Here is a 26,908-nt window from a genome sequence, read left to right as displayed (position 1 = left end):
CTACTCCTTCATTACAGCTTCAATATAAAGCCCGGGTGAGACCAAGATATCTCCGGCCTGCGATACATAGGTGTATACCCACTCCGCCCCAATCCCCATTGCAATAACAAGAACAAGCAGTCCGGCAGCAACGGCCGAAGCGCTTTTTAAGTTGACCTTTGGTAATTCCTTCTCCGGTTCATTTCCCCAAAATGCCAGTCTGAACACCTTCATCAAGGAATACAGTACAAGAAAGCTTGACGCCAGACCAATCAGAGACAAGGTCAACATGCCGGTATCCAACCCTCCGCGAATGATCAGAACCTTGCCGGCAAAACCGCTGAGCGGAGGAATTCCCACAAGAGCAAGTGCCAGTATAAAAAACATCCAGCCGATCAAGGGGTACTTTCTGATCATCCCCCCCATGTTCTTCAAGTGTTCCGTTCCTGCGGCAGAGATGATCATTCCTCCGAGAATAAACATCAGTGCTTTCGCCAGCATATCATGCAGCAAATAGAATACCGCCCCGTTCAGAGAGTCTGGTGTCCCAACTGCCAGGCCAAAGGCGACAAAACCAACGCTGATGATGACATTGTAATTAAGAATACGGGGAATATCCTGATAGGCTACAGCTCCCAATCCGCCCAGAATCATTGTAGCCGCCGCCATCCAGGCTATCCAAGGCTGGGTGAAGCCCGGATCGTTTACGAACAGGAGGGTAAATGTACGAATAATTGCATACAAGCCCACTTTAGTCAACAATGCGCCAAACAAAGCCCTGACCGCCACCGGAGGTGCACTGTATGATCCAGGCAGCCAATAAAACAGCATGAGCCCGGCCTTTAAAGAAAATACGATCAGGAACAAAATGGCTATTACATTAAGTATGCCGCCTTGCCCTGCTTCGGCAATACGCTGGGACAAATGGGCCATGTTGAGCGTGCCCACTGCTGCATAGAGATAAGCTACCGCCGCCACGAACAGTGTGGAGGATACAATATTGATCAGCAAATATTTGGACGTCTCCCGTAGCTGGAGCTTCGTCCCGCCAATAGAAATAAGCGCATAGGAAGAAATGAGCATCACCTCGAAGAAGACGAACAGATTAAAGATGTCCCCTGTAAGGAAGGAACCGTATACCCCTACGAGTAAGAAATGAAAAAAGGTATAGTAGTAAAAGCGCTCCCGCTCCTCACCTATACTGCGGAAGGAGTAGAGCAATATGGCAAAGCTGACCAGCGAAGCCGTCAGCAGCAGCAATGATGCTAACATATCGCCAACGAACACAATGCCGTAAGGCGGGGACCATCCCCCCATCTGCAGGGTTTGTATACCCTTATCGTGAACACGTGAGACCAGGACAGCAGCAATGACAATATTCAGTAATCCGCTGGCGGAGCTGATCCAGCGCTGGAGCCGGATTCTTTCTTTCAGGAAGATCAGGATCACAGCTGTACATAGGGGGATCAGAATCGGCAGCACCAACAGATTGCTCATTCTTTCTCCTCCTTGATACTATCGATTTCATCCGTACCCAGTGTCTGGTAGGAACGGTAGGCCAGAACAAAATAGAAAGCAGTAACTCCAAAGCTGATCACAATGGAGGTTAAGATCAGCGCCTGCGGCAGGGGATCGACATAAGTCTCCGCATTTTCTCCCAGCACCGGTGCAGCGCCTTTTTTGAGTCCGGCCATCGTGAGGAGCAGCAGATGGACGCCATGTGTCAGCAGGGAAGTTCCCAGCACAATGCGCAGCAGACTTTTGGACAGAATCAGATAGACACCAATTGTAAATAAAATCCCTACAGCCACCGCCATTACGAGTTCCATTGTTTATCCCCCCCGATCGATAATATGATGTTCATGGTTACACCCACTACGGCCAAATACACGCCCAGGTCAAACAGAACCGCTGTCGCAAGCTCTGTATCCCCGAGTATAGGCAATTGAAAATGACCAAAGGCATGACTGAGAAACGGTGCATTAAATATGAAGGAACCCGATGCCGTAACAATCGCGATCAGCAATCCGGTTCCCGTAATCAAGCGGTAGTTCACCGGAATAACCTTACGGACCGTATCCATGCCAAAAGCGACAGCCATCAGAACAAGCGCGGCGGAAGTCATCAGCGCTCCAATAAAACCTCCCCCCGGATGGTTGTGGCCCGCAAAGAACAAGTACAAGGAGAACGTAAGTATAATGAGGACAATTCCCTTGGACATGGTCTGCAGGATCACATCATTACTTTGCAGCCGCGAGGCTGAGTTTCCAGAACGGACTTTTCCGGCTTCAGTCTGACCAGGTTCCATTCTTAAATGAATCAAGCCATAGATAGCCATTGAGGCGATACCGAGCACCATAATTTCAAACAAGGTATCAAAGCCGCGGAAATCCACCAGAATGACGTTGACTACATTTTTACCGCCGGCTGATTTGTAGCTTTCTTTCAGGAAATACTCGGAAATCGGTTCAAAGGGACTGCTACCCATCGCCGCCAAAGCAATTAAAGTTGTGGTGATACCAACACCAAGGGCGATAATCAAATTCGGCAGCTTAAACCGCAGGCGTTCCTTATCCTTCTTCAGCTTCGGAAGATATCTGAAGCAGAGAAGGAAGAGAATGACCGACACCGTCTCTATCATCATTTGCGTAAGCGCGAGATCAGGCGCCCGGAAGATGACGAACAATAGCGTTACCATATAGCCGACACAGCCAGTGAATAAAATGGCACTGACCCGTGATTTGGCAAAAGGCACTGCGAATGCCGCAAGCAGCATAACGGCTATTACCGCTGTCTCATAAATGGACAATGGCGCATAGTGCTCCATGCCGAAGCTGATACCCGGTTGTCCAATTAGAGCAGCGAGCAACGCGATAATAAAGAAGCTGAAAATATACAGCAAATAATGACGGTTGGAGCCGGTCATATAAGCATTGGTCAGGCGTTTTGAGCCCCGCTCCAACAATTGAAGGCTCCCATCATAGAGATGGTTGAGCGTTTTCCGTCCGCTTGGCCCACGGTCCAAGACCCGCAACCGGCTGTAGCTTCGGTATAACAGCACACCGGCAGCGATAACACCTATGGTCATAAATATCTCCGGTGTCCAGCCATGCCAGAAATGAATCGAAACCTCGAACGTATCTTCAGGCGCCAATACCCCGTTATGGATCGACGCCATTGCCGGCTCAATCAGCGAATTAGAAACAAGCTCAGGAAAGAAAGCAAAGACTACAGCAAGGGAGACCAGCATCACTGGTGACAGCAGAAGGCCGAGCGGCGCTTCATGCGGCATTTTATCCAGTTTAGCCTTCTGAAGTTTACCCCCAAAGGTCTTAAAGACGAGAATCATACTGTACACAAAGGTAAACACACTGGCAAGCCAGGCGGCTACCGGAAAAATCCCCATCCAGGAGCCAGTATTCAGTATGTCGAACTCACGGATATTCAGCATAGCGGTAAAGAACATTTCTTTGCTGAGGAACCCGCTGAACGGCGGCAAGCCTGCCATGGAGAATGCGCCGATCAATGCGACCGAGAAAGTAATGGGCATGAGAGACATCAGCCCGCCCAGCTTGCGGAGATCCCGGGTACCCGTTTCATGGTCAATAATTCCGACAACCATAAACAAGCTGCCTTTAAAAACAGCATGATTCAGGAGATGAAAGAGGGCCGCTGCAGTAGCCATAGTATAGAAAACAGCTTCTTCCTTCCCGGCAAAAAAGGAAGCCGCCGAACCAAGTCCCAGCAGAGACATGATCAGACCGAGCTGGCTGATGGTAGAGTACGCAAGCAAGCCTTTGAGATCGCTTTGCTTAATCGCTTTAAATGCTCCATAGATCAGTGTCACCATTCCTGTGAGCGAAACCAGCCAGAACCACCCGGATTGACCTGCAAATACAGGGGTGAGCCGTGCAACCAAATAGATTCCCGCCTTAACCATCGTAGCCGAATGAAGATAGGCGCTGACCGGTGTCGGTGCTTCCATCGCATCAGGCAGCCAGATATGAAATGGAAATTGCGCGGATTTCGTGAACGCTCCCAGCAGGATCAGCAGCATCGCCGGGATAAACATGGAGTGGCCCGGCAAAGATCCGGCTACAGCTACAATTTCCCGGATACTATAAGTTCCAGTCATGACGTATAACAGATTAAATCCGGCAAACATAGCCAGACCGCCAAACACCGTAATGAGCATCGACTTCATTGCACCGTAGCGCGATCTTTCCCGGCGGTGCCAGAAAGCAATCAGCAGGAATGAAGAAATACTGGTGAGCTCCCAGAACCCGTATAGAACCATCAGATTATCTGACAGCACAACACCCAGCATCGCCCCCATAAACATCAGCAGGTACATGTAGAATTGGCGAATCCCTTCGCTGTGCTTACTCAGATAATAAATGGAATAGAGCACCACCAGAGCGCCCATTCCGGTAATCAGCAAAACAAACAACAGGCTGAGTCCATCCAGGTAAAGTGTAATATCGACTCCGAGTGAAGGCATCCAGGAAACGCTTGTCATTAGATTTGATCCTGCTTGAATACTTGGGATTCTTGTCAGGAAGTAGAGAAACAGAGCTGCAGGCAAGGGCAGAACGGTCCAGCCCACATGAAAACGCGGCAAATATTTAGTAAGCGGAATAAATGCAGCAAACAAAAATGGAAGTAAAATTACAAGATGCAGCACGGTCCAGCACTCCTCCTCTTTTATTCATGTTCTAGTTTTCTGCTATTGCGGTTGTATCCATTCATTCTGTACAATTCTCAGGTATTGATAATTAACTTATTTTCCCAGTAAAAAAAAACAAAAAGAGCCCGCTTTTGGCAGGCTCCTCCGTTTGATTCCGTATACAATTAAAGATAATTATACAGTCAGCGCAAGAAACTGTAAAGCCCCGTTCGAACGAATGAAAAAAAGATAAAAACAATATTCCATAAATATTTATCCAATCTTTAGGTTTGGTTTAGAATGAATAAAGGTTAGAGAGTTATATTGAGTAGGGGTGATTTATTATATTTACGATACTGATCGCTGATGACGAACTCGAAATCGTCGAATTGCTGCAGCTTTACCTTGAAAAGGACTACCATATTTTGAAGGCTACCAACGGTATGGACGCTTTACATATCATTGGGGAGCATACGATCGATTTAGCTATTCTCGATATTATGATGCCGGGGATGGATGGATTACAGCTGCTTAAGAGTATTCGCCGGGCGTATCATTTTCCCGTCCTGTTCTTATCGGCCAAAAGCCAGCATCATGATAAAATTCTCGGTCTGGAGCTCGGAGCGGATGATTATATCTCTAAGCCCTTTAATCCGCTGGAGGTCGTTGCCCGTGTCAATGCTTTGCTGAGGAGAGTCCATCATTTTGATGTTTCCCCTGTGGACAAGGAGCCGGCGGTTGAGAAAATTGTACTTGGATCACTGACACTAGATCTGAGCGAGTGTGTTCTATATGTCTCAGGGGAACCGGTTGTGTTGACCTCCACTGAATATAAAATCCTTAAGCTGATGATGGAGGAACCGGGGCGGGTGTTCACGCGCAAGCGAATTTATGAAGCGGTTTGGGAAGACTTCTATATGTATGAGGACAACAGTATCATGGTACATATCAGCAACATCCGTGAGAAGATTGAGCTGGATTCCAAGAAACCTGAGTATCTGAAAACCATCCGGGGATTGGGGTACAAAATTAATGCGCCTGTGGAGAACTAGAAACCAACGGCCGCTGCAGACGTCGCTTGCCTTTGACTTTTTACGGTTTCTTGTCATTGTTCTTGTCATTTCGCTTGGCGCCTATTTGTTTATACAACTGGATGTGACGCAAAAGCTAAAGGATTATCAACTTGCGGATCCGGATTTAAAGGTCACGGCAAGCCAATATTTGAATAATCCCAGATCCGGGCCGGAAACCGGGAAATTGCTGCGCAGCCAGGGCTGGCTTGAAATCTTGGACGGAAGCAAGCTCATCAAAGAAGTGATCGGAAATAAACAGGATCAGATGATTAGCTACTCAGAGGAACAATTGTATAAGCTGCTTGAGAATGATCGAAGTCAGGATTATTACTATTCATTGTCCCGCTACCCGGGCCCTGGTTCGACAGACTGGCTGCTGCTGAAAATCCCACGGGACCGTATTGACATCTCCATTAACAGCTACCCGTTTATGTCCTATTTTAACCATTCGGTTACCTTCTATATTTTGATTGGAGCGATGGTGCTTCTGGTGCTGGTTGTTGTTTACAGCTATTCTGTAGCCCGGCGAATTCTCAAACCGCTCAAAACAATTAACGAAGGATTAAAGGAAATGATCCAAGGCAATTACAGCACCAGGATCTCTGTCCATGCAGAGCAGGAATTCGAGCAAATGGCTGAAACGTTCAACTACATGGCAGATATGATTGAGAAAACTACCAAGGCTACGCGGCTGGCGGAAGAAAGCAAGCAGCGGATGATGATGGACCTCTCTCATGATCTGAAGACCCCGGTCACCAGCATTCAGGGTTATGCGCAAGCCCTGTATGAAGGCCGCGTCGAGGATGTGGAAAGACAGCGGAAATATCTGTCATATATTCACAATAAGTCCTCCCAAGTCACTAAATTAATTCAAAATATGATGGAACTGCTCAAAACAGACTCGCCGGATTTCCTGCTGAAAATGGGGCATCACGAGCTTGGCGACTTCCTGCGGGAAATTATCGCCGATTCGTATGGAGAAATCGAACAAAAGCGGTTTACGCTTCAGTTCCAAGTACCCGATCAGGATGTTTATGCGCTCTTTGATCCTGAACTGCTGTCACGAGTGGTCTATAATCTGATCACCAATGCTCTGACTTATAATCCGCCCGGAACGAATCTTCGGATAGAGCTCATTCCCCAGGCCACCCGAATGGTCATTGAAATTGCTGATAATGGTGTGGGGATTCCTCAAGAACTCAGATCCACCCTTTTCGATCCCTTTGTGCGGGGAGATGAAGCCAGAACGGCATCTGGAGGAACCGGCTTAGGCTTGGCTATAGCCTTGAAAAATACGGAAAGAATGGGCGGAACGTTGGAACTGGCCAACCCCGGGAAGGAATCAACCGTTTTTAAGATCAGTTTACAAAAATAGTCTAACGCCAAAAGAAATAGCGGCAGCCAAGGACGATAGAATAATGTCCTTGACTGCCGCTGTTTTATTGAATAATTCAAATTTGCTCCGGTATAATGCCAACCACAGTTACATTCACTTGTGACACTTTTAATCCAGTCAGTATTTCAAGGCTGCTCTTAATTTTTTGCTGCAAAAGCTGCGCAAGCTGGTGAAGAGGAGTTCCGAGCACAAAAATCGGAAAGATGTGAACCGCCAGCTCTCCCCCGTTTATCTGGAGGTCAATAGCTTTATAGAAGTCATCTCTGTTTTTGCGTTTTGTTTTGCCTTCCATAAGCACCTTCACTTCTTCCGCTTCCTGAATCGCCTTGCCGGCAATCTTCAATATGGCCCGATTTGAAATCGTAATGTTACCTCTATATCCGTTATTTAAGTTATTCATCCCATCGCCTCCTTCGATTTATACGAACTATAGTCCCTCCCATTTTTCTTTAAAGAACAAATGATACGTATGCTTAGATAAAATTTTGATGACCATATACACAGGAATAATGATCAGCATGCCAATGAATCCAAAGAAATTCCCCACTCCGAGCACAAGAACTGTTGTGGTAATGGGATGAATATCAAGACTTTTGCCAAAGACCAACGGTGAAATGATGTTATCCTGAACCTGCTGTGCCAACAGGATAATAACCAAAGCCCACAATCCCACAGCAGGAGATTCAACCAGACCTACAATCACAATAGGAACAGATGAGATGATGGCCCCAAAATAAGGAATAAAGTTCATAATGACGGCAATCAGTGTTAATACAAGAGCATAAGGTAACCCTATCATAAGGAATCCGAGATACATCAGGACACCCAGCGCCAGATTAACGATAACTCTGCTAACGATATAGCTGCTGAGCGCGGCATCGATTTCTTTTGTAATTGTACTGGTTTTCCCGCGAAAACGTTTAGGAACAGCTCTTACGATGATTTTCCCGAATTTGTCACCCTCCTTAAGCATATAAAACAACAATATTGGAAAGGTAAACAGTATAATCGCTAAGTTGGAGACCGCTGAAAATAACCCTGTGACATAACTGGTTAATAAAGTGAACCCCTTGTTTAAATATTCATTTAATTGGGAGAGCAGGCTGAAATCATCGGGGATTATTTTCGAGAAAACCCCCGTTTTCTCCAGCTCCATAATTTTATCGTTTAATAAATTGAAAAGATGAGGCGCATTTTGCACCAGATTGATCAGTTGCGATTTCAAGGGAGGCCAGACACCCCCAAAGAATGCCATTACAATGATAAACAAGAAAAGGTAAATCAGAAGGATCGCCGGTGTTCGCTTCAATTTCCACTTTTCCAGCAGAGGAATTAAAGGCCGCAGGATATAGTAGAAAAAAACGGCTAACAACATCGGGATGAGGATCACACCCGTCAGCGCCTTAAAGGGTTTAAAAATAAAATCCACTAAAGAACCCACATAAATGATTGCAAGGACCAGCAGTATTGCTTTACCTATGGTAAGAAATTTATTTACATTTTTCATCTGCCATCTCCTGCTCTATCCAGCTTATTTGTATTAATATAGCGTTCCAATCTTTATACACTCTAAACTGAACCTAAAGATTAGATAAATATTATTACATTTTATCAACTCAAATGATGCAATCGGTGTTCTCCTTCAAAGCGATTTGCCCGTTCAAGCAGCGGATAAAGGCATAACAGCTGCCGCAGATCGGGGTTATAACTGGAGCTCCATCCAAATCACCTTAATAAGATTCAGAATTCTTAGCAGCTCATAGTAAACAACCGTTTCCCCATCGAACAAGGAAACGGTCGCTCTAAATTGGTGTTACAACACATACCCAAATCCCAGTATCGTTCATTGAACAAGATCATGGCATGGCAGTGTGTCCAGTTCACAACAAGCGGATCGGCTGTTCCAGATTAAAGCTCCGTCCACCCATATATTCGCTGTCCCGAAGCCGGGAATGCCCCCTTTTTGTCGTACTAGGCTGAAGCAGCGGTTATCCTTGAGCGGTCAGCTAAAAAATAAGCTTGGAGAACTGATACAAGCCGTTCTTCCAGACCGGCCAATCGTGGTCGCCATGTTCTTCCACCCAGATATGCGGCACGGAATGCTGCGATAAATAGGCATGCGTCCGGTCGCTGACATTCTTGAGACTGTCCAGATCACCACAGGATAGCCAGAGCAGGCTGAGCAATTCTGCCGTCTTCAGCGGTTCCGGCACCAGCAGCTCGGGCAGCTTCGTATTGGGAGCCGGGGAGAACGCCCCGATCCAGGCGAACTGGTCCAGATTGTTCAGACCGATATTCAGGGATTGCCCTCCGCCCATGGATAATCCGGCAATGGCGCGGTGCATCCGGTCGGTCAGGACCGAATAATTCGCTTCTATATAAGGGATAAGATCATGGAGTAAATCTGACTCGAAGGTTTCGAACGCCTGTACCTTGTCGGGAGCAAAAACATCTCCTGCCGCCCGGTCATTCAACATCGCCCGGCCGTTCGGAAGCACGACGATCATAGGCTTCAGCATTTGATCGGCATACAGATTGTCCAGGATAATCTGAGGCTTGCCGTGATTGTACCATTCGGTCTCATCTCCGCCAATTCCGTGCAGCAAATACAAGACGCCGTATTCCTCGGCGGCGGAATATCCGGGCGGCGTATATACCATTGCCTTCCGGGCGTTCCCTACCGTTGTAGAAGGATATTCTATAGTACGGATCGCTCCCCGCGCAATGGCATCCCTCTCCTTGTCATATCCGGCCGTTTGTATCGTATAATTCTGATTGTTCTCGTTCATTTCCCCTCATTCCTCCCCTAGATATAAATGGATTGCCGCTTGAAATATTGCTCGACCAGAAATTGCATAACCTCACCCGCAGGCTCCTTCACAAATTCTGCCTTGTCCGCAAAAACCATGCCGTAAGGCGCCTCCGGCGTACACGGTTTCCAGAGAGGCAAGTCCTCCCCGGTGGAATCTTTGCCATTCGGATCGCCCGTGCCCATGAAATAGGCAAGATAATTGCACATCTGGCGGGCAAGATCATAATGCTTGCCCACAAAAGGCCGCCAGCATTTGGCCAGCGTTTCGAAGTGGAACCACAAATCCACCGAATGGAAGGTTCCCGGATCCTCCCAGCCCGGAATTTCCGCATCAAAAGTATAATAATACATTGGTACGCCGCTGCCGGAATCGCAATTGGCCTTAACGGCAATACGGACCGCATATTCAATATTGCTTACGGAAGCCTTATGGATCATTTCCTCCAGCTTCCCTGAATCAACTCCACATAGCTTAAGGTACTCTTCCGCTTTACCGCCGAACATTTCAACCGCCAAGGCTCTGAATTCCTCCACGCTGCCGGTATCGGGAACAGCGAAAAATTCGGAAGAGGTATTTCCCAGCATGACCGGCACCTTATGGTGCTGTCCCTTCAGAAAAAGGTTATAGGGGTTGCCCGGACAGTACAACTGGTCTATAACCGTTCCCCAGAAGCTGCCGTACTCCAGCATTTTATCACGGACATAGAGGGCATCCAGCTTGCGGGCCTCTTCCAAAGTCGACACTCCCATAAATTCAAAGAAGGCTGCCCCTCCTCTTCAGCTTGACTGAGGGTACGCTCTATCGGAGGCACGGGGTTGTTCGGGTACAGCGGAGTAAAGATCCCGCTCATAATCACGGCTCGCTGAAACAGCCCTTCATTCTGCGGCGAGGCCAGTTGGCTCAGCACACTTCCACCGCCGGCCGATTGTCCCCCGATTGTGATTTGGTCAGGGTCTCCGCCAAAAGCAGCGATATTGCGTTTCACCCACTGCGTGCCCGACTGCTGATCCAGATGCCCGAAATTCGCGGGAGCCACGGGGGATTCCGCAGTAATCTCGGGATGGCTCAAAAAGCCAAACGCATTCAGGCGGTAATTCACGGTCACCACGACAATTCCCCGGCGGGCAATACGTTCGCCGTCAAATTCCATTTCGGCTGTATGGCCGACCTGAAGTCCTCCGCCAAAATACCATACAAAGACGGGAAGCTTCTCATCTGCGCAGACGGCCGGTGTCCAGACATTCAGGTAAAGGCAGTCCTCATCCATCGGAAGATCCGGGTCAACCGACCATTCGCGGGAATAAATATTATTCACATCTATGATGGTTGGGACCTGCATCGAAATCGGGGCAAAATCATACGCTTTCAATTCACCTTCCCAGTCTTGAATGTGGAGCATTTCTGCAGGCAGTTCCGGCAGCTTACCGGCTATTCCCCCCGGGCCTACCGTGACAAGATTTCCTCCAAAGAACCAAAAGCCCGGGCGGACCAATAACTTGAGAAAGGCTCCCCAGTTTCAGCTTATATAGCTCTTTCTTATTTACTGAGTTCACCAAGGACAGGCAACGCCGCATTATCGCGCAAGAACAAAGGAATCTGCTCCAGGGCGCATCCGGCACAATGACCTGTCCTCCGGCAAACTTTTCGCGGGTATACACATGGGTCCACTGTGATCCGGACGGCAAATATACCTTGCGCTGACTTTCACCTTTGAACAGCACCGGGGCGACAGAAGATCAGGGCCGAACATATACTGGTCGTCCGCTTCCCAGGCTTCCGTGTCCTGAGGGAAATCATAGAACAGGGGATGCATAAGCGGTGTCCCCTTCTCATGGGCGGCCTCCATCAGCCCGCGGATATAGGGCTTCAGATGCTCTCTGATCTGCATGAATTCATCGAATATGGCGTATGCCTCTTCACCGTAGCTCCATACCTCTCACAGTGTGATTGTAGTTTATGCAGCAGATTGCTCAGATTTCTCCGGTATTAGCTCTTCTATTGCAGTCCATACAATTGATTTTTAAGAATGGACCTCGAAGGGCTCTTTTTCCAGAAATCTGCTGCACAGAATGCAGTAGATTTCATTTTCACGCTACTTTAAGTGCATTCTGCTGTACGAAATGCAATGGATTGCTTTGCATTCCGATTTCACCCGCCGCTTTGTTCCCAGGAAGACCCAAACGTCTGCGGCATCCTCGCCCAACTCTCCGCCAGCCTTCGGTCACAACAATAAGAAAACCGGAAGAATGCGCCTCCGGATCTCATCACGTCATTTCCATATTGGACTGTCTGTGTTCTATCACGTGTATACTTCCGGGTCCAGCCTAACCCTGCCTGTGATAATGAAAATAATCGAAATCGGCATAACCGCCGGACTGTTTAGTTGCGTAATTGAACAAGCCAATCCGGTATCCCATAAAATGGTCCAGCGTATATTTCATATGCAGCGTCCGGCCAATCGGCTTCCAAGCGGTTCCATCCTCCGAATAGAAGAAATCGGCCTGATCCAGACTATCCTCAAAATTGAAATCAATTCTGAGATAAACCTGGTCGCTGGTGAACTCCACACTCTCCACTGTCTCCTCGCAGCCGTCGCCGCCGTTGACACACATGCCCACGTTGAACCGGCCCTGCTCCCCGGCCGCAATCCCAACAGTGCCAAACCCGTTTTGCAGAGCTACCATGCCTGCCCGGTCGCCGGGCCGCAGGCCGGACAGGTCCAGCACCGTCTCCGCGCTGCAGGCCGGACCTTCTGTACGTTGCGTCAGCGTATTGCGTGCCCATAGGATGCTGTCTGCTATTTGACCGGTGCGGAGCCGCACAACCCGGCCGCTCAGTGACAGACCATAGCCCGTTGTCTGGATTATGGTTCCACTGCCAGTTCAGTGCCAGCCGGTTGTTTGCATAGTCGAACTCATCGCTGATGACAAGCGGCTTCGGCTCAGCGGCAGGAAGCTTCGTCGCAAAAACTTGAGGCACTCTGCCGTTCTCCCCGACGACCGGCCAATCATTCTCCCAGCTCATGGGAAACACGCAGGGAATCCGTCCGACAGCATCATGATCCTGGAACAGCACCGTGTACCAATCGCCACCCAGAGTATCTACAATGCCGCCTTGCGCGACACCGTTATTATGGTAACCCAGATCATCATTCAGAATAATCTTCCGCTCATAAGGACCCAGAAGCTCGCGCGAACGGTAGCATAGCTGGCGTCTGCGCCGATTGCCGGTTCTTGGCCATTCAATAAAGAATAAATAGTAATAACCATTCAGCTTGTACGCATGACAACCCTCGATCCGCAGACCAATGTCTGTCCGTTCGCCTTCGAGCAGCAGTTGATCGATTCCACCTGGCTTCACAGCCGTAAGATCTTCCGTCAGCTCCTTAATACGGATACTACCATTACCGTAGATCACATAATTCTTGCTATCGTCATCCAGCAGCAAACTAGGGTCATGGTGAAGCCCCGGTATCACCGAACGCTCCCATATTCCGTGTTCAATATCCTCCGTGCGGTAGATATAGAACCGGTCCATATCATTGGATGAAAAACAGACGTAGAATATCCCGTCCTTGTATCGAAGGGATGCCGCCCAAGAGCCTTTTCCGTAAATACCTTTTCCGTCCTGCAGCTGGTGGGCCTCGTTATCCTCAAAGGTATCATAGACATAATTCACAATTTCCCAATCGTTCAGGTTCACCGATTTCATAATCGGACAACCCGGCATGGAATGCATGCTGGTACTAACCATATAGAACACAGGGCCAACCCGGATGACGTCAACATCCGGGACATCTGCCCACATAACAGGATTGGTAATGATGGCGGTATTCAATGTAATGGCCTCCTTGGGATTAACTTCGCTGCTCTATAAAGTCCCAGGCTTCCAGCTTGAACAAGCCGGTCCCGCTCTCGCCCGCAAACACCAGATACAGGTGATGGACTCCTGCCGCTCCCTGGACCTCCGTCTTTAACTCCATCCGTTTCTCCGGCCCATTCGCGGCGGGAACGGACAGTTCGCCAATTAATAGACCTGCCGGTTCATCCAGATGCAGTTCGATGGTACCGCCGCCCTCAAAGCTTATGACGGAAGCACTGAATGCCCCTGCCCCTTTGCTTCCGAAATCGACCCCGGATAATCCGATCCAGTCGCCATTGTCAATATCCGTTACAAGCCGTTTTCCCACGACTGCCCCAAATTCCGTCTTTACGCCTGCGCTCCACCCTATTGTTGACGCTTGTACGCGTTGATACGGACTTAAAAATTTGATTTGCTGCACACCTTTATAGTCTGCTTCAACACCCTGAATGGAACCATCTTCGTTATGAAAAAGACGGTTGAAATGCGTCGAACGGTAGCCGTTCGCAATTCCCTGTGCCTTGGACAATGTCTGTGCGTGATAGGCGATGTACCACTCGTCATGAAATTGGAAAATCGCATGATGGTTATTTCCGGATACTCCGAAGAAATGTCCCGGATTCTTCAGGATCGTCTCGCAATAGATCCAGGGACCCATAGGATTGCTGCTCGTCATAAACGCGATTTCTCCCGCAGGAGGACTGCCTTCCGGACGTTCCCCGTCATAGAAATTTGAACAGTAGGTATAGTAGTAGACACCTTCTCGCTTATGTATGCCGGCATCCTCAAACATGAAGGGGGCAGGAATAACCTCAGCAGTACCCATTACGCTGGTCATGTCATCTCCCAGCTTCATGACCCGTGCTGTGCCAGGCTCCGCGAATTGTCCTTCCGGGACACCGCCTCCGAAATAAATGTAGCCCTTGCCGTCGTCATCGACCAGAACCGCCGGGTCGAATAGCCAGGTTACATCCTCGACTCCCGGAGTGGAGCGCAGAATCAGCGCCTCTCCGATGGGGTCGATCCATGGCCCCACCGGACTGTCACTCGACAGAACGCCGATGCCGCTGGCATTATTGGCGAAGTACAGGAAGAACTTGTCCTTGCCGTCAATCACTTTATGGACCGCCGCAGGCGCCCATGACTGCGTAGCCCACTTGGCCGCCCCTTCTGGCCCGGCCACTGCGATCTCGCCGTGATCGGTCCAGTTGACCAGATCGGCGGAGGAAATTACCGTAATCGTACGGATGCTGCTGTAAGAGTTTTCTTTTACCGTGCCGTTCCCATCGTACTCCAGCACGTCGTTGGTCATGTACAGATAGACCCTGTCCCCGAATACCAGGGCATAGGGATCGGCCCCGTATCTGTGCGCAACCAGCGGATTGCCGCTTGGCGGTACCTTTCCGACGGCCTGATTCATTTGATGTGTCATTTGATTCCTCCATTGTTGTTAAGCGTTTCAAATTTCAGTGAATGTTATGATTTCGAAGCCGCCAGATCGGCAAACCGTCCGAACGAAGCTTTGGGCTGCTCAGTTAAGTCTATGATATCGCTTTTGTATGCGTTTACGATTACCAAATTAAAGAAATATCCCCTTCATCCTTCAGAGTGAGCCTGGTTGCGGTAAGCGACTGGTTTCAGCGCGGTCCGCTTCTCAAACTCTCTTAAAAAATGATGGTAATGCACATAGCCCACATTCTCTGCAATATTCCGCACGGTCTCGCCCGTTTCAATCAGCCGCTTTTGGGCTTGTTCGATGCGCAAATTATGAATATATTCGAGGATGCTGATTCCATTCTTCTTGATAAAAGCCTGGCCAAGATATACCGGATTGATATAAAATTGCTCCGCAATCTCTTTCACGGTCAGTGGCTTGGAATAATTGTCCTTCAAAAAATACTCCACCCGTATAAGCGGATGCTCGGAGCCGCGTTCCTTATGCTGCTTGATATATCCCATACATGAATTCAACAAAACCCGAAGGGTGTCCTCCAGCGCTCCGAGCGACTTTGGCTCTGTTTTAAAAAAGTCAAAAGAGTCGCTCCACTGCTCAGCCGTCCCTCCGAACTCCTGTACCAGCTCTATACTTTTCAGCATGATATCAACGCTGGTCATCTGTACAACTTCAGGCGCAGTCCTATTCTGTTTGAACATCCTGAATATTTCCTTCAATTTATCCCAGGCTTTCTGCTCCTGCAATCTTTCCACTGCGCTCATCAGTTCCTCGGTCAGCTCTGCGGAAGGTAGATTATAGCTAAGCTCGCTCCGGGCGTTCGTGGCGGAATCAATAGGCCCGTCCGGCTCCGAATAGAAAAAATGGCGGGAAGCGGCCCTTGCAGCCACCATATAGGAGACAGGCAGCTCCCGAAGTGACCGCACACTTGGCCCAATGCTGACAGCTCCCTTCGCACCGTTCCCTGACAATGACAGCTCGGTATGTACCCGCCTAGCCAGCTCCGCCGCTCGTGCTGAGCTATCCACAACAATTCCCGCCTGATCGCCGGACAAATCAATAAACAAGGCGCTCACCGAACCAGCCAGTTCCCGGCAGATTTCCGAGATACTGCTTTTGGGGCCATCTACATGTATATAAGTCCACCCCGAAACCGCCTCGTCCAGACGATCCATTTGTTCGGCAATCTCCTCTTCAGGCTCCGTCCACTGCCCTTCAAGCATACGGGCAATCGCAACGGGAAGAAGCTGGTTCGCCAGTATGTTCTGCTGTGTCTTCTGCTTCATGCGCGATTCCAGCTCGTCCGTAATTGCTGCAATCGCCTTCTCCCATTCCGCTTCTACGACAGGCTTCAGCAAATAGTGTCTCACACCATATCGGATTGCTGTCCGCGCGTATTCAAACTCGCCGTAACCGCTAAGAACGATGAAGATGGGCGGCTCCATATCCAACTGGCGTGCGCGCTTGATTAGCTCCAGTCCATCGATGCCGGGCATGCGGATATCTGTAATCACAAGGTCCGGAGAGCACTCAGTAACCGCTGTCAACGCTTCTTCCCCGTTCTCGCATACTCCGCAGATTTCAAAGCCCAGCTCCTCCCAATCGGTCAACGTTCTTAATCCCTCTAATGCAATCGTTTCATCATCAGCCAAAACCACTTTAAACATGAGATTCCTCCACTTTTGAAACCATTGCCAAATCTATGGGAATTTGAATGGTGATAGCCGTCCGTTCATACTCGATGCTTTCAATGGTAAACCCGGCTCTGTCGTCGTAATACATCATCAGGCGCTTATAAACATTTCGGAGCCCGATATTTTTACCGAAGTCTTGCTCCGATTGCAGGTGGGACTCGATCCATTCCAGCTTCTCCTTCTCGATTCCCTTTCCGTTGTCAGTCACAACAATCATTAGACCTGCGTCGTTCATAGAAGCAGACACGTAAATCTTCCTTGCACCTTTGACCGACTGCAGGCCATGCTTACAGGAATTCTCCACCAAAGCTTGTACGCTCATCTTGGGAATCCGGCAATTCAGCACGGCGGGGTCGATGTCCAGATCGTAAGTGAATCGGCTCTGAAAGCGGAATTTTTCAATTTGCAGATACATTTCAATAAAGGATATTTCTTCTTCGACGGGAATTAGATCGTCCTTCCAGCTTAGCAGTCTGCGCAGAATAAGAGCGAGATTCCGGATCACATCGGTGACCTCTTCATATTTGTATTTCTTGCAGATGACCAATATGGCATTCAATGTATTAAAGAGAAAATGCGGGTCCACCTGACTTTCCAAATACTTCAATTCGGCCCTTACCTGTTCAAGCTCAAGGTCCTTTTTCTGAATTTCCAGCTTATAGACATCATTGATCAAATTGCGAATTTTCTCCGTCATCAGATTGAAGCTGCGGATCAAGCCGCCGATTTCATCCTTCCCCTCATACATATCAATGTTCTCAAAATGTTCGTATTTGACGAGCTTCATATGTTTGTAGAGCAACCTTACCCGCAGATTATAAGATTGTATAATTACAATCATTAATAGTGTGGGAATAATTATCGTCAATACAGCAAAAATTAGTGAAACCCGAAGTGCCCGGCTCATCTCACCATTGCTTTTTCTGCTTTCCGGAGTTCCGATCAGCCTCCAGCCCTCCGTATATCCTGCACTGCCCAAAGTTCGGACTATCTGCCTGGACGGCTGGCTGTCGCCCGTGTCAACGTTTAACAAGGCGTTTTTATCTAGTGCGTAGAAGGATTGATCCGATTCCAACACAACACGGCTCTGCTCATCCAAGAGCTTGAACCGCAAATAGTCGCGCTCCTTCTGGAACAACTCCTGGACATTGTTCAACCGCAGATCAATCCGCAGATATTTATGGTAGGGCTGTCCCGTAAAGTTATCCAATTTGCGGATAAGGCTGACAAACACCTCCTTTTGAGGCGGATTAAGCGGGTTGGTTCCCTGATACGCGGTTAAAAGCACCTTGTCCGCACCACTGGTGATTTTGCGGTACCATTCACTCTCCTTGTCGCTGTCAGAGAACACAAAGTAGCTGCCGCCATTCTGGATGGTCGGATTCGTTGTATACACACCCATCCAATAAATATAGGAATGCAGAGTGCTGTATTGCCGCATCTTATCCCTTAGAACACTGTCATAGGCTTCATAATAAGCCTCGTTATCCGGATAAGCATAATCCAATATTTCATTAAAGTTACTGTCCGCGGCGACCGTATTGCTTATCGCTACACATTCATTCACGATTTGCATGATATCATAGACTACGCGATCTACAGAGATCTCAAGATTGCCTCTTTCACGAGCATCCACATTACGGCTGATCTGAACATAAAAGAGGGCGTTAATGCTAAGAATGGGGACAAGTACGCACAGCAAATAGATAAACAGAAATTTATATTTGAGAGGAATATCGTTGACGAAGGCAGATGGTTTCCGTTTACCCTTCATGCCGCTTCCCTCCTCCCCTTTGAACTAGCCCTTTTTGTATACTGAAGGCGAGACGCCATTTAGCGCTTTGAACTTGGCAGCGAAGAAATCCGCGTCGGAATAGCCCACACGCCCCGCGACATCCGAAATGCACATATCCGTCCGGCGCAGAAGCTTCTTGGCTTCTTCAATGCGGTATTCATGGAGAAATTCGTTAAAGGAACTGCCACAGTGTTTCTTGATTCGTTGTCCCAGATAGGCGGAATTCACATGCAAGTGCTTCGCAATGTCCTGCAGCTTCAGCTTCTCCTGATAATGCGCCCGGACATAATCCATCGCCGCCGATACGATCTGGTCCTCCTGACGGTTGTCCGCTGCGGCGAACCATTCTGCTACCTCATGCAGTTCTTCCTCTGTCTGCCGCTCAAGCAGCGGCAAGCAGCAAGCAGTGACCCGGGGCGGAAACCACTTATTCGCCCATATGGCCGCTTCCCCTCCTCTAGCGTCGATTTCACGGAGCAGTTCTGCTTTGATATTGGCCAGAAAAGCGTCGATCCATGCATTAGAAGCAACATTACTCGAGAAAATTTTGAATATATCGCTCAATTGAGCGCTTAACCGGTCAAATTCCCCTTCCGTAACCGATTGCAGCAGCGCTTTCCTCAGCCCTGCCGAAAGCGACGCCATTTGATCCTTGTCCTGTTCCCGAAAGAAACCAATATCGATGTTCCCCAAGTCCGGTCGGCGTAATTCAGCCGCCAGCGCTTCATGATAGGCTGTATTCAGGAACTTCGCCCCGCGATGCTCCAGGCTTGCCGAGAAATGTACATGACCGCTGTATTCAGTCCGCACCTCATGGACCCAGCTTGCAATCATTTTCGGGTCAAGCACCGGGCCTTCCTGCGGGGAAACCAGCAAATAGCCATGCTTATGGCTTCCGGCTGTAAAAGGATAAGCGGTTATATTGCGGAACGGCTCCTTGGCGTTCATGGAACCAGCCTGGCTTCGCAGCTGCATGCTGCCGGGTGAAGCATCCCGGGCCAATACACAGCATATCCGGGAATCGGGGCGGATATTAAGCACCTTTGCCCCTGCCGCCAATTCTTCTTCTGGAGTGTTCTCCCGCATCAAAAGACGGGATATGGTTTCCATCTGCATGAAAGCGGAAACCGCTTCGCGCCTTGAAGCAACCTTGCGTTCAGCTTGTATTTGCTGGGCTACAGCCTGCAGTGCCTCTGTGAGTTCTTTTTCATCCAAGGGTTTCGTCAAATAGTTGGACACACCATACTTAAGAGCTTTTTTGGCATATTCAAAGTCAGCATACCCGCTAAAAATGATGAACTTAGGCTGGAAATCGCTTTCAGAAAATTTTTCAATAAGCTCCAATCCGTCGATCACAGGCATGCGTACATCAGTTATGACCAAATCAGGCCGCGTGTTATGAATAAGCTGCAGCGCATCTTCGCCATCGAGAGCCTCGCCGCACACTTCAAAGTCCAGGTCCTCCCAGTCCAACAAAAATCGCAGCCCCTCCAACATCAGCGGCTCATCATCGGCAAACACTACCTTAAGCATTGCATCACCAACTTTATTTCTGAATTATGATTCCGATAAGCTGACCGTTGTTGAAAAGAGAAACCGCTTCGGTCGCTGCCGAAACGGTTATTATTCACCTATGATCTATTTCAATAGATACGTCCAGTTATTCTTTAACACTTCCCAGGTTCAATCCTACCACGAAGTACTTCTGCAAGAAAGGGTAGACGAACAAAATCGGCACGGCGGTAACAATGGTGATGGCTGCACGCATAGAAGCCGGTGTAACCAATGACTGCACCTGATTGTTCTGATTACCAGCTATTAGCGAAGGATCATTATTCGTACTCATGATGGAACCGAGCAGCTTCATCATTTCATATTGCAGTGTGCTCAGCTTGATATCCGATGATGCGTACAGGAACGTGTCAAACCAGTTATTCCACGCGCCAACGGCAATGAGCAAAGCTATGGTTGCCAGCACGGGAGTACACAACGGGAAAATGATTTTCCAGAAAATCCGGAAATCCCCCGCCCCGTCGATCTTCGCCGACTCCGTGAGACTGAATGGAAGGCCGCGGATATACGTCCGCATGATAATCAGGTTGAACGCGCTGACTAAGCTGGGAAGGATATATACCCAAAAGCTATGAAGCAGGCCCAGCTCTTTAATCAGGAAGTAGTTCGGAATCAGCCCGGCATTGAAATACATGGTCAGGATGAACAGCATGCTGATTTTTTTACGAAAAATATATTGCGGCTGCGCCAGGGTATATGCCAGCATGGTGGTCAGAAAAACGCCGAATACTGTAGAGAGCACCGTGCGGGACACAGAGATAAAAGCGGCATGATAAATCGTCCCTGAAATAAAGACGGCTTTATAGTTCTCCAAGGTCCATTCACGGGGCCAGATATCGATACCACCGGCAAGAGTGTCACTGCCGTCATTTAAAGAAACAGCCAGCGTGTGGAGGAATGGATAGAGCGTGATGGCAACCACAAAGAGCATAAATATCGTGTTCATCGTATGAAATACAACCGGCTCCATGCGGCTTGAACTTTTCGTCACTGCTTTCATATGGGCTTCCTCCTCTATACTAATCGCTCTTCGCCGAGGCGTCTTGCGATATAATTTGCGCTGAATACAAGAACGACACTGACGATGGTTTTGAAGATCCCTGCCGCCGTAGCCAGAGAGTAATTCCCCATAGAAATACCATACTTCAGTACAAAGATATCAATGGTCTGCGACCAGTCCACAGTGAGCCCGTTGCCAAGCAAATATTGGAGTTCAAAGCCAGCATCCAGGATATGTCCGATGTTCATAATCAGCAAAATAACGAATGTAGCCTTAATCCCCGGAAGTGTGACATAGCGCATCTTCTGAAAACGTTTGGCGCCGTCTATGGACGCTGCCTCATACAGAGAAGGATCGATCGAGGTAATGGCCGCCAGATAAATGATAGTACCCCAGCCCACCTCTTTCCACACGTTCGAAGCCCCGACAATGCCCCAGAAATATTTCCCTTCACTGAGCCACATAATCGGTTCTTTAATTAAATGAAGCTTCATTAAGATTATATTGACGATTCCATCATCAATCGACAGCGAAGTGGCAACGATGCCCGCCGCGATAACCCAGGACAAGAAGTGCGGCAAATACGAAATTGACTGAACGATACGTTTGAAAAACTTGACTTTGATCTCATTCAGCAGCAAAGCCAGGCCGATTGCTGTAACAGTACCAAGCACAAGGTTAATAAAGCTCATGGCAATCGTGTTGCGCAGCACCATCATAAAGGTCTCATCTTCAAATAAAAACTTAAACTGCTGCAAGCCTACCCATTCCTGCTTGCCGAAGGGTAGCGCCGGGCGGTAGTTCTGAAAGGCCATCAGCCAGCCCCAAATGGGAGCATAGTTAAAGATAATTAAATAAATAGCAAGCGGCACGGACATGAAAATAAGCTGCTTCTGCGTTTTTAGCGTTTTCCAGCTAAGGCTCACACCGATTTCCGGATCGACTCTGCGTTTTCTGGTCTTCTGTGTTTTGACCTGTTTGTCCAGTACGGTATCAGACATGTAGTGTTCCCCTCCTGTAAGATCATTCTCTCCATACTATCCGGATTAATGAAGAGCGGGAAATAGGATTTCCCGCTCTGTTTCCAGCTTTGAATTACTTCACGCTCCAGTTTTTGATGCGCAACTGGATTCCTTCATTTATCCGGTCTTCATATGCCTTGATATCCAGCTTTTGAATCTGCTTGACATAATCTTGCCAGACCTCTTCAAATTCAGCCGGACTGGCCATAATAGCCTTGGGCAAGTACTTGATCTGAAGGTCATTCAGCTTGGACTGCGCAAGCTGGGCTGCCGAACCGTCCTGAAGAACGATGGAGTAGGCAGGGAAGTAGATATTATTTTCTTTGGGTTCCTTGAAGAATTCAGACCATGATTTCTTGTTATACGCCTTCAGGATTTTCTGATCGTAAGGCTTCAGACTGTCGAAAAATTCCTGCGGCTGAGTTCCTGGATCTGCTGCATTTCCGTCGCTGTAGGTACCTTGAATTTTAGGCATATACCCATGCATGGTTGTGATTTTGTTAGCTACCTGCCAGCTTGTTTTATCTGCGTTCGCCCGTTGCTCCGGCGTCCGGTAGAATGTGCCGTCTTCCTTCACTTCATAATCTTCGCCTTTGATGCCCCATTGGATCGTTTTCTGCCAATCTTCCGTAATCATCTGATCCCAGAATTTGATAATCCGGACAGGGTCCTTGGCATTGATTGAAATCCCGAATCCGCGGTTGGTGCCGACCGCTCCGCGGTCACGGTACCATTCCTCAGCGCCTGGATAGAGCAGTGGAAAGCCGATATACGTATTTTCAATTTTGCCTTGGGAGATTAAGGACTTTTCGCCATCCTCAAAGTTCCAGTGCTGGTCGAACATACCGATGACCTTACCGCTTGCGACTTTGGCCAAGTACTGGTCATAGTTCTGTACGAAGGCTTCCTTGTCCATCAAACCTTGATCGTTAATTTCATTAAGCTTCTTGTAATAGGTCTTGGAAATATCCTTATCGGCAAAAATCTGCGCTTTGTTGTTGTCTACAACAACGCCCCCGTCATTCGGATGGCCCGACAAGTGCTCAGGAGGATTCTGAAGCGGGAATACACGCCAGTCGAAGTTGAGCGATTCAAATCCGATCATATCCGGGTGTTTTTCTTTATATTTGGCAATGATATCGAAATACTCATCCAAGGTCTTCGGTGTCGGATATCCCATTTCCTCAAGTACGGCCTTCTGAAGCCAGAAGCCTGGTCCCTGGTAAGTCGGTTCTGTGATTTTACCTTGATATACGCCATAGCTCGGCAAAACGTAGATGTGGCCGTCGGTCTCATCCTTGATTTGATTCCAGACTGCAGCATAATGTTTTTTCAGGTTGGGAGCGTGCTTCTCAATCAAATCCTCAAGCGGAATGTAAGCCTTGGCATTGATTAATTTGTCATCGCCCGACATAATGTCCGGGTAGTCTCCGCCGGCGATCATTACTCCCAGCTTCTGCTTCAGGTCGCCCACGAGAAATTCCATATTGAAGCTGACTCCGGTTTTTTCTTTGATCAGTTTGAGAATCTTGTTGTCGGCTGTAGGCTGCTGCCCGGGACCGCTCATAAATACCGAAAACGTTGCCGGTGAATTATCGTCCCCATTTGCCGCTGGACTAGCGGTTCCTCCATTGGCTGTATTGCTGTTCGTGTTGTTCGAACTACAGCCGGTCACTGCCAGTGCTAGCGCGAATACACCGGCTGCTACTGCCTGGGCGGAACGTTTTGCCGTTTTGTGCATTTTGTTATGCCTCCCTTTTTGGCTAGTTGCTTATATTGGTTCATTACCTGGTGACAACTATAATTATACCTCCCAAGAATGCGCTTCCAATTCATAAAATATAGTTATTCCCCCCAAAAAATACGATAAAATGTAAGCGCTTGTTATTCATGTATTCCTTTGACTTGCTAAAGTACAAGGCTTGTCCATACCGGATTACCGAAATTGGATGGAGTGAAGGCTTCCAGAAAATTCTGCGGGTGAAACAAAAGCAATGCAGAACGATTTCAAGAAACATCGATTGCATAGCGGAAATGGATTTGCCTCAAGAGAAGCCCTTGCCAAGCGAAAAAAGGCTGGCGTTAATACGCCAACCCCAGCCAGCACTGTTATATTATACAGACAAAAACACTCTGGCAGGTGAATTGGTCTTGGAGGTGATATCCGTATTTTTTACATTACATAATTTCCTAAATGAGGTTAAAAATAGGCATCTTCCTTTTTCCTTACCGGGTGAACGTATAGGAGCATCCGGCTTCTCCTGTAAACGAAACGGGGTCAAGACCGGGAGCTTCCAGGCAGCAAGGACCGGAAACTGTGCAGGTCACAACAGCTTCCGTAACAAGACCCTCCGCCCAGGTGAAATCGAGGGTATATCCGCCCCTTGCCCGCAGGCCTTTGACGCTCCCCTCGCTCCAGCTTGTCGGCAGCGCGGGCAGCAGCTTGATTCCATCGGCATGGCTTTGCAGCAGCATCTCGGCAATCCCCGCCGCTCCTCCAAAATTGCCGTCAATCTGGAACGGAGGGTGGTTGTCAAACAGGTTGGGCAGCGTAGAATGCTCCAAAAGAGCGCGGACGTTTGCATAGGCTTTGCCCTCATCCTTCAATCTGGCCCAAAAGTTAATAATCCAGGCCCGGCTCCAGCCGGTGTGACCGCCGCCGTTCGCAAGCCTGCGTTCCAGCGTCGTCCGGGCGGCTTCAGCCAGTTCTGGCGTATGCTCCATGCTAAAGGAGTCGCCGGGATACAGTGCAAATAGATGGGAGATGTGGCGATGCCCCGGCTCCACCTCTTCATAATCCTCCATCCACTCCTGGATCTGGCCATATTTCCCGATTTGTGGTTTGGGAAGCCGCTCCAGAGCGGAGGCGAGTTCTTCGCGGAACGCCTCGTCCCTGCCGATAATCTCTGCACTGCGGATGCAGGCTCCAAACAGCGCTTCTATTATCTGAAAATCCATCGATGCCCCGGCGCAGAGCACTCCCGTCTCGCCGCTTGGCAGCTTATAGGTGTTCTCAGGGGAGACGGACGGGCAGGTAATCAGCCGGCCTTCGGCGTCTTCCATCAAATAATCAAGCAGGAACTGGGCCGCCTCCTTCATCGTCTCATACGCCTGTGCCAGAAAATAATGGTCCTGGCTGAACCGGTAATGCTCCCAGAGATGCAGGCACAGCCAGGCTGCGCCCAGCGGCCAGAACGAAGCCGGCAGGTAGGTATCCTGCGGAGCTGTGTCTGCCCAGATATCCGTATTGTGATGTGCCGTGAACCCCCGGCAACCGTACATAACCCTGGCTGTGACCCTCCCTGGCTCCCGCATCCGCTCGATCAAATCAAACAGTGGCTCATGGCATTCAGCCAGGTTGCAGATTTCCGCAGGCCAATAATTCATTTGCGCATTGATATTGATCGTGAATTTGCTGTCCCAAGCTGGGGTGAAGCTGTCATTCCAGATACCCTGCAGATTCGCGGGCAAGGAGCCTTGACGGCTGGAGGAGATAAGCAAATAGCGGCCATACTGGAAATAGGTCGCTATCAGACCGTTATCCTCCTCTCCCTTCCGGAGCAGTTTCAGCCGTTCGTCGGTCGGTAAAGCACGTTTATGTGGGATCTCCGGCAGCGCCAGCTCAACTCGTCCGTACAATCCGCGGTAATCTGCGATATGCCGGGCCAGCAGATCTTCATATGGAACCTGGCTCAGCTCTTCCAGCCGTCTTTTGGCGTAAAGCTCCGGGTCAGGATGGCGAAACGTGGTTCCTGCGGCAAGCAGTAGCGTAACCGAACATGCACCATCCACAAGCAAATACTCGCCAATGGTCCGGCAGGTACCTTCTTCCGTGACAGCCTTCAAGACAGCGGCAAAGGAGCTGCCCCCCTTGCCGCCGCAAACTCCGCTCATCGCCAGTCCGCTGTTCTGCCATTTCTCTGTTTTCTCCAGATATCTCCAGCTGTGGCGGTTAAACCTCGCCTTCAGGGAAACTCCTTCCTCATTGTCGGTTGAAATTCGAATGACAATGGCCTGATCCGGGTAGCTAGCAAACATCTCGCGGGTATACCAAACCTCACCGATCCGGTAACTAATCCGGGATACCCCGCACTTCAAATCAAGCTCTCTTCTGTAGTCATCGGCAGGTTGTTCGTGCCCTCCGAATGACAGCAGTAGCTCACCCAGCGGCAAATAATGCCGCTGCGCTTCGGGCAGTCCCGCCATCGACATTGCAGCCAGTTTCTCCGCCTCCATGAGCCTTCCCTCCAGAATCAGCTTGCGAATCTCGGGTAAATGAGGCAGCGCGTCTTCGTTGTTGCGATCACGCGGACCGCCGTACCATACGGAATCCTCATTAAGTTGCAGCTTCTCCTCGGCTGCACCGCCAAAAATCATAGCACCGAGCCGCCCGTTTCCAATCGGCAAAGCCTCGTTCCATTCTCCCGCCGGTTGGCTGTACCACAACTGCTGATTGTGTACCATGCTTGTCATGCTTGTCATGATTGCACCTCCTTTAATCTGCCTAATAGTGTTGAACATAGCGATACTATATCGTGATACGCATGCAGATCGATTCCGCAAATGCCGATCCGGCGAATCCTT

The 26,908-nt window shown here is 49.0% G+C and carries 18 protein-coding genes and 2 pseudogenes; 2 read left to right on the top strand and 18 right to left on the bottom strand.

Features of this window, described 5'->3' with window-relative positions:
* Genes NSS79_RS12670 through NSS79_RS12660 form a run of 3 tightly spaced genes read right to left on the bottom strand, consistent with a single transcriptional unit; the run spans position 1 to position 4,663 of the window.
* The gene (locus tag NSS79_RS12670) at positions 1–1,476 is read right to left on the bottom strand and encodes a Na+/H+ antiporter subunit D (RefSeq protein ID WP_342439610.1); all 1,476 of its coding nucleotides are present in this window, start codon (positions 1,474–1,476) and stop codon (positions 1–3) included.
* Positions 1,473–1,808, bottom strand: a complete 336-nt coding sequence (locus NSS79_RS12665) for a Na(+)/H(+) antiporter subunit C (RefSeq protein WP_342439609.1) — start codon at positions 1,806–1,808, stop codon at positions 1,473–1,475. Before NSS79_RS12665 ends, NSS79_RS12670 begins: the two co-directional genes overlap by 4 nt.
* Entirely contained in the window at positions 1,796–4,663 is a 2,868-nt protein-coding gene (locus tag NSS79_RS12660; protein ID WP_342439608.1) for a Na+/H+ antiporter subunit A, read from the bottom strand. Before NSS79_RS12660 ends, NSS79_RS12665 begins: the two co-directional genes overlap by 13 nt.
* Positions 4,664–4,986: 323 nt before the next feature.
* Between NSS79_RS12660 and NSS79_RS12655 the strand changes: the two genes are divergently transcribed.
* Both NSS79_RS12655 and NSS79_RS12650 read left to right on the top strand, forming a co-directional pair.
* On the top strand, positions 4,987–5,697 hold the full coding sequence (locus NSS79_RS12655; RefSeq protein WP_342440360.1) for a response regulator transcription factor: 711 nt from the start codon (positions 4,987–4,989) through the stop codon (positions 5,695–5,697).
* A complete protein-coding gene (locus tag NSS79_RS12650; RefSeq protein WP_342439607.1) occupies positions 5,678–7,093 on the top strand; it encodes a HAMP domain-containing sensor histidine kinase in 1,416 nt (471 codons plus the stop codon). The genes NSS79_RS12655 and NSS79_RS12650 overlap by 20 nt, the downstream gene beginning before the upstream one ends.
* Positions 7,094–7,169: 76 nt before the next feature.
* Here NSS79_RS12650 and NSS79_RS12645 read toward each other — a convergent pair whose 3' ends face one another.
* The 15 genes and pseudogenes from NSS79_RS12645 to NSS79_RS12575 form a co-directional block, all read right to left on the bottom strand.
* Complete coding sequence (locus NSS79_RS12645) at positions 7,170–7,514, bottom strand: Asp23/Gls24 family envelope stress response protein (RefSeq protein ID WP_342439606.1); 345 nt, start codon at positions 7,512–7,514, stop codon at positions 7,170–7,172.
* A 27-nt stretch (positions 7,515–7,541) separates the two neighbouring features.
* Positions 7,542–8,621, bottom strand: coding sequence for an AI-2E family transporter (locus tag NSS79_RS12640; RefSeq protein WP_342439605.1), 1,080 nt, complete (start codon positions 8,619–8,621; stop codon positions 7,542–7,544).
* A 499-nt stretch (positions 8,622–9,120) separates the two neighbouring features.
* Positions 9,121–9,903, bottom strand: a complete 783-nt coding sequence (locus tag NSS79_RS12635; protein WP_342439604.1) for an alpha/beta hydrolase-fold protein — start codon at positions 9,901–9,903, stop codon at positions 9,121–9,123.
* Positions 9,904–9,920: 17 nt separating this feature from the next.
* A complete protein-coding gene (locus NSS79_RS12630) occupies positions 9,921–10,661 on the bottom strand; it encodes a carboxylesterase family protein (RefSeq protein WP_342439603.1) in 741 nt (246 codons plus the stop codon).
* Positions 10,580–11,419 (bottom strand): carboxylesterase family protein, encoded by an 840-nt coding sequence (locus NSS79_RS12625; protein WP_342439602.1) that lies wholly within the window; start codon positions 11,417–11,419, stop codon positions 10,580–10,582. Before NSS79_RS12625 ends, NSS79_RS12630 begins: the two co-directional genes overlap by 82 nt.
* Positions 11,349–11,740, bottom strand: a pseudogene (locus NSS79_RS12620) (hypothetical protein). The gene NSS79_RS12625 and the pseudogene NSS79_RS12620 overlap by 71 nt, the downstream one beginning before the upstream one ends.
* 511 nt (positions 11,741–12,251) lie before the next feature.
* Positions 12,252–13,764: pseudogene (locus NSS79_RS12615) on the bottom strand (glycoside hydrolase 43 family protein).
* Positions 13,765–13,783: 19 nt separating this feature from the next.
* On the bottom strand, positions 13,784–15,220 hold the full coding sequence (locus NSS79_RS12610) for a glycoside hydrolase family 43 protein (RefSeq protein ID WP_342439601.1): 1,437 nt from the start codon (positions 15,218–15,220) through the stop codon (positions 13,784–13,786).
* 164 nt (positions 15,221–15,384) lie between these two features.
* Positions 15,385–16,908 carry a response regulator gene (locus NSS79_RS12605; protein ID WP_342439600.1) on the bottom strand — a complete coding sequence of 508 codons (1,524 nt, stop codon included), beginning with the start codon at positions 16,906–16,908 and terminating at the stop codon, positions 15,385–15,387.
* On the bottom strand, positions 16,901–18,709 hold the full coding sequence (locus NSS79_RS12600) for a histidine kinase (protein WP_342439599.1): 1,809 nt from the start codon (positions 18,707–18,709) through the stop codon (positions 16,901–16,903). Before NSS79_RS12600 ends, NSS79_RS12605 begins: the two co-directional genes overlap by 8 nt.
* Before the next feature lie 24 nt (positions 18,710–18,733).
* Complete coding sequence (locus NSS79_RS12595; RefSeq protein ID WP_342439598.1) at positions 18,734–20,263, bottom strand: response regulator transcription factor; 1,530 nt, start codon at positions 20,261–20,263, stop codon at positions 18,734–18,736.
* A gap of 127 nt (positions 20,264–20,390) precedes the next feature.
* On the bottom strand, positions 20,391–21,302 hold the full coding sequence (locus tag NSS79_RS12590) for a carbohydrate ABC transporter permease (RefSeq protein ID WP_342439597.1): 912 nt from the start codon (positions 21,300–21,302) through the stop codon (positions 20,391–20,393).
* 14 nt (positions 21,303–21,316) lie between these two features.
* Positions 21,317–22,303, bottom strand: a complete 987-nt coding sequence (locus tag NSS79_RS12585; protein ID WP_038589874.1) for an ABC transporter permease subunit — start codon at positions 22,301–22,303, stop codon at positions 21,317–21,319.
* A gap of 94 nt (positions 22,304–22,397) precedes the next feature.
* A complete protein-coding gene (locus NSS79_RS12580) occupies positions 22,398–24,065 on the bottom strand; it encodes an extracellular solute-binding protein (protein WP_342439596.1) in 1,668 nt (555 codons plus the stop codon).
* Positions 24,066–24,550: 485 nt separating this feature from the next.
* Positions 24,551–26,806, bottom strand: a complete 2,256-nt coding sequence (locus tag NSS79_RS12575) for a glycoside hydrolase family 95 protein (RefSeq protein ID WP_342439595.1) — start codon at positions 26,804–26,806, stop codon at positions 24,551–24,553.
* Between the last annotated feature and the right edge of the window lie 102 nt (positions 26,807–26,908).

The organism is Paenibacillus sp. FSL L8-0436 (genome assembly GCF_038593025.1).
Classification (GTDB): domain Bacteria; phylum Bacillota; class Bacilli; order Paenibacillales; family Paenibacillaceae; genus Paenibacillus_AQ.
This window is presented reverse-complemented; position numbering and strand designations above follow the sequence as displayed.

Excerpts from the sequence above, each read along its gene's own strand:
- NSS79_RS12610 (WP_342439601.1), bottom strand. The coding sequence starts at position 15,220 with ATGACACATCAAATGAATCAGGCCGTCGGAAAGGTACCGCCAAGCGGC.
- NSS79_RS12635 (WP_342439604.1), bottom strand. The coding sequence starts at position 9,903 with ATGAACGAGAACAATCAGAATTATACGATACAAACGGCCGGATATGAC.
- NSS79_RS12640 (WP_342439605.1), bottom strand. The coding sequence starts at position 8,621 with ATGAAAAATGTAAATAAATTTCTTACCATAGGTAAAGCAATACTGCTG.
- NSS79_RS12580 (WP_342439596.1), bottom strand. The coding sequence starts at position 24,065 with ATGCACAAAACGGCAAAACGTTCCGCCCAGGCAGTAGCAGCCGGTGTA.
- NSS79_RS12670 (WP_342439610.1), bottom strand. The coding sequence starts at position 1,476 with ATGAGCAATCTGTTGGTGCTGCCGATTCTGATCCCCCTATGTACAGCT.
- NSS79_RS12645 (WP_342439606.1), bottom strand. The coding sequence starts at position 7,514 with ATGAATAACTTAAATAACGGATATAGAGGTAACATTACGATTTCAAAT.
- NSS79_RS12575 (WP_342439595.1), bottom strand. The coding sequence starts at position 26,806 with ATGACAAGCATGACAAGCATGGTACACAATCAGCAGTTGTGGTACAGC.
- NSS79_RS12585 (WP_038589874.1), bottom strand. The coding sequence starts at position 22,303 with ATGTCTGATACCGTACTGGACAAACAGGTCAAAACACAGAAGACCAGA.
- NSS79_RS12590 (WP_342439597.1), bottom strand. The coding sequence starts at position 21,302 with ATGAAAGCAGTGACGAAAAGTTCAAGCCGCATGGAGCCGGTTGTATTT.
- NSS79_RS12595 (WP_342439598.1), bottom strand. The coding sequence starts at position 20,263 with ATGCTTAAGGTAGTGTTTGCCGATGATGAGCCGCTGATGTTGGAGGGG.
- NSS79_RS12665 (WP_342439609.1), bottom strand. The coding sequence starts at position 1,808 with ATGGAACTCGTAATGGCGGTGGCTGTAGGGATTTTATTTACAATTGGT.
- NSS79_RS12600 (WP_342439599.1), bottom strand. The coding sequence starts at position 18,709 with ATGAAGGGTAAACGGAAACCATCTGCCTTCGTCAACGATATTCCTCTC.
- NSS79_RS12650 (WP_342439607.1), top strand. The coding sequence starts at position 5,678 with ATGCGCCTGTGGAGAACTAGAAACCAACGGCCGCTGCAGACGTCGCTT.
- NSS79_RS12605 (WP_342439600.1), bottom strand. The coding sequence starts at position 16,908 with ATGTTTAAAGTGGTTTTGGCTGATGATGAAACGATTGCATTAGAGGGA.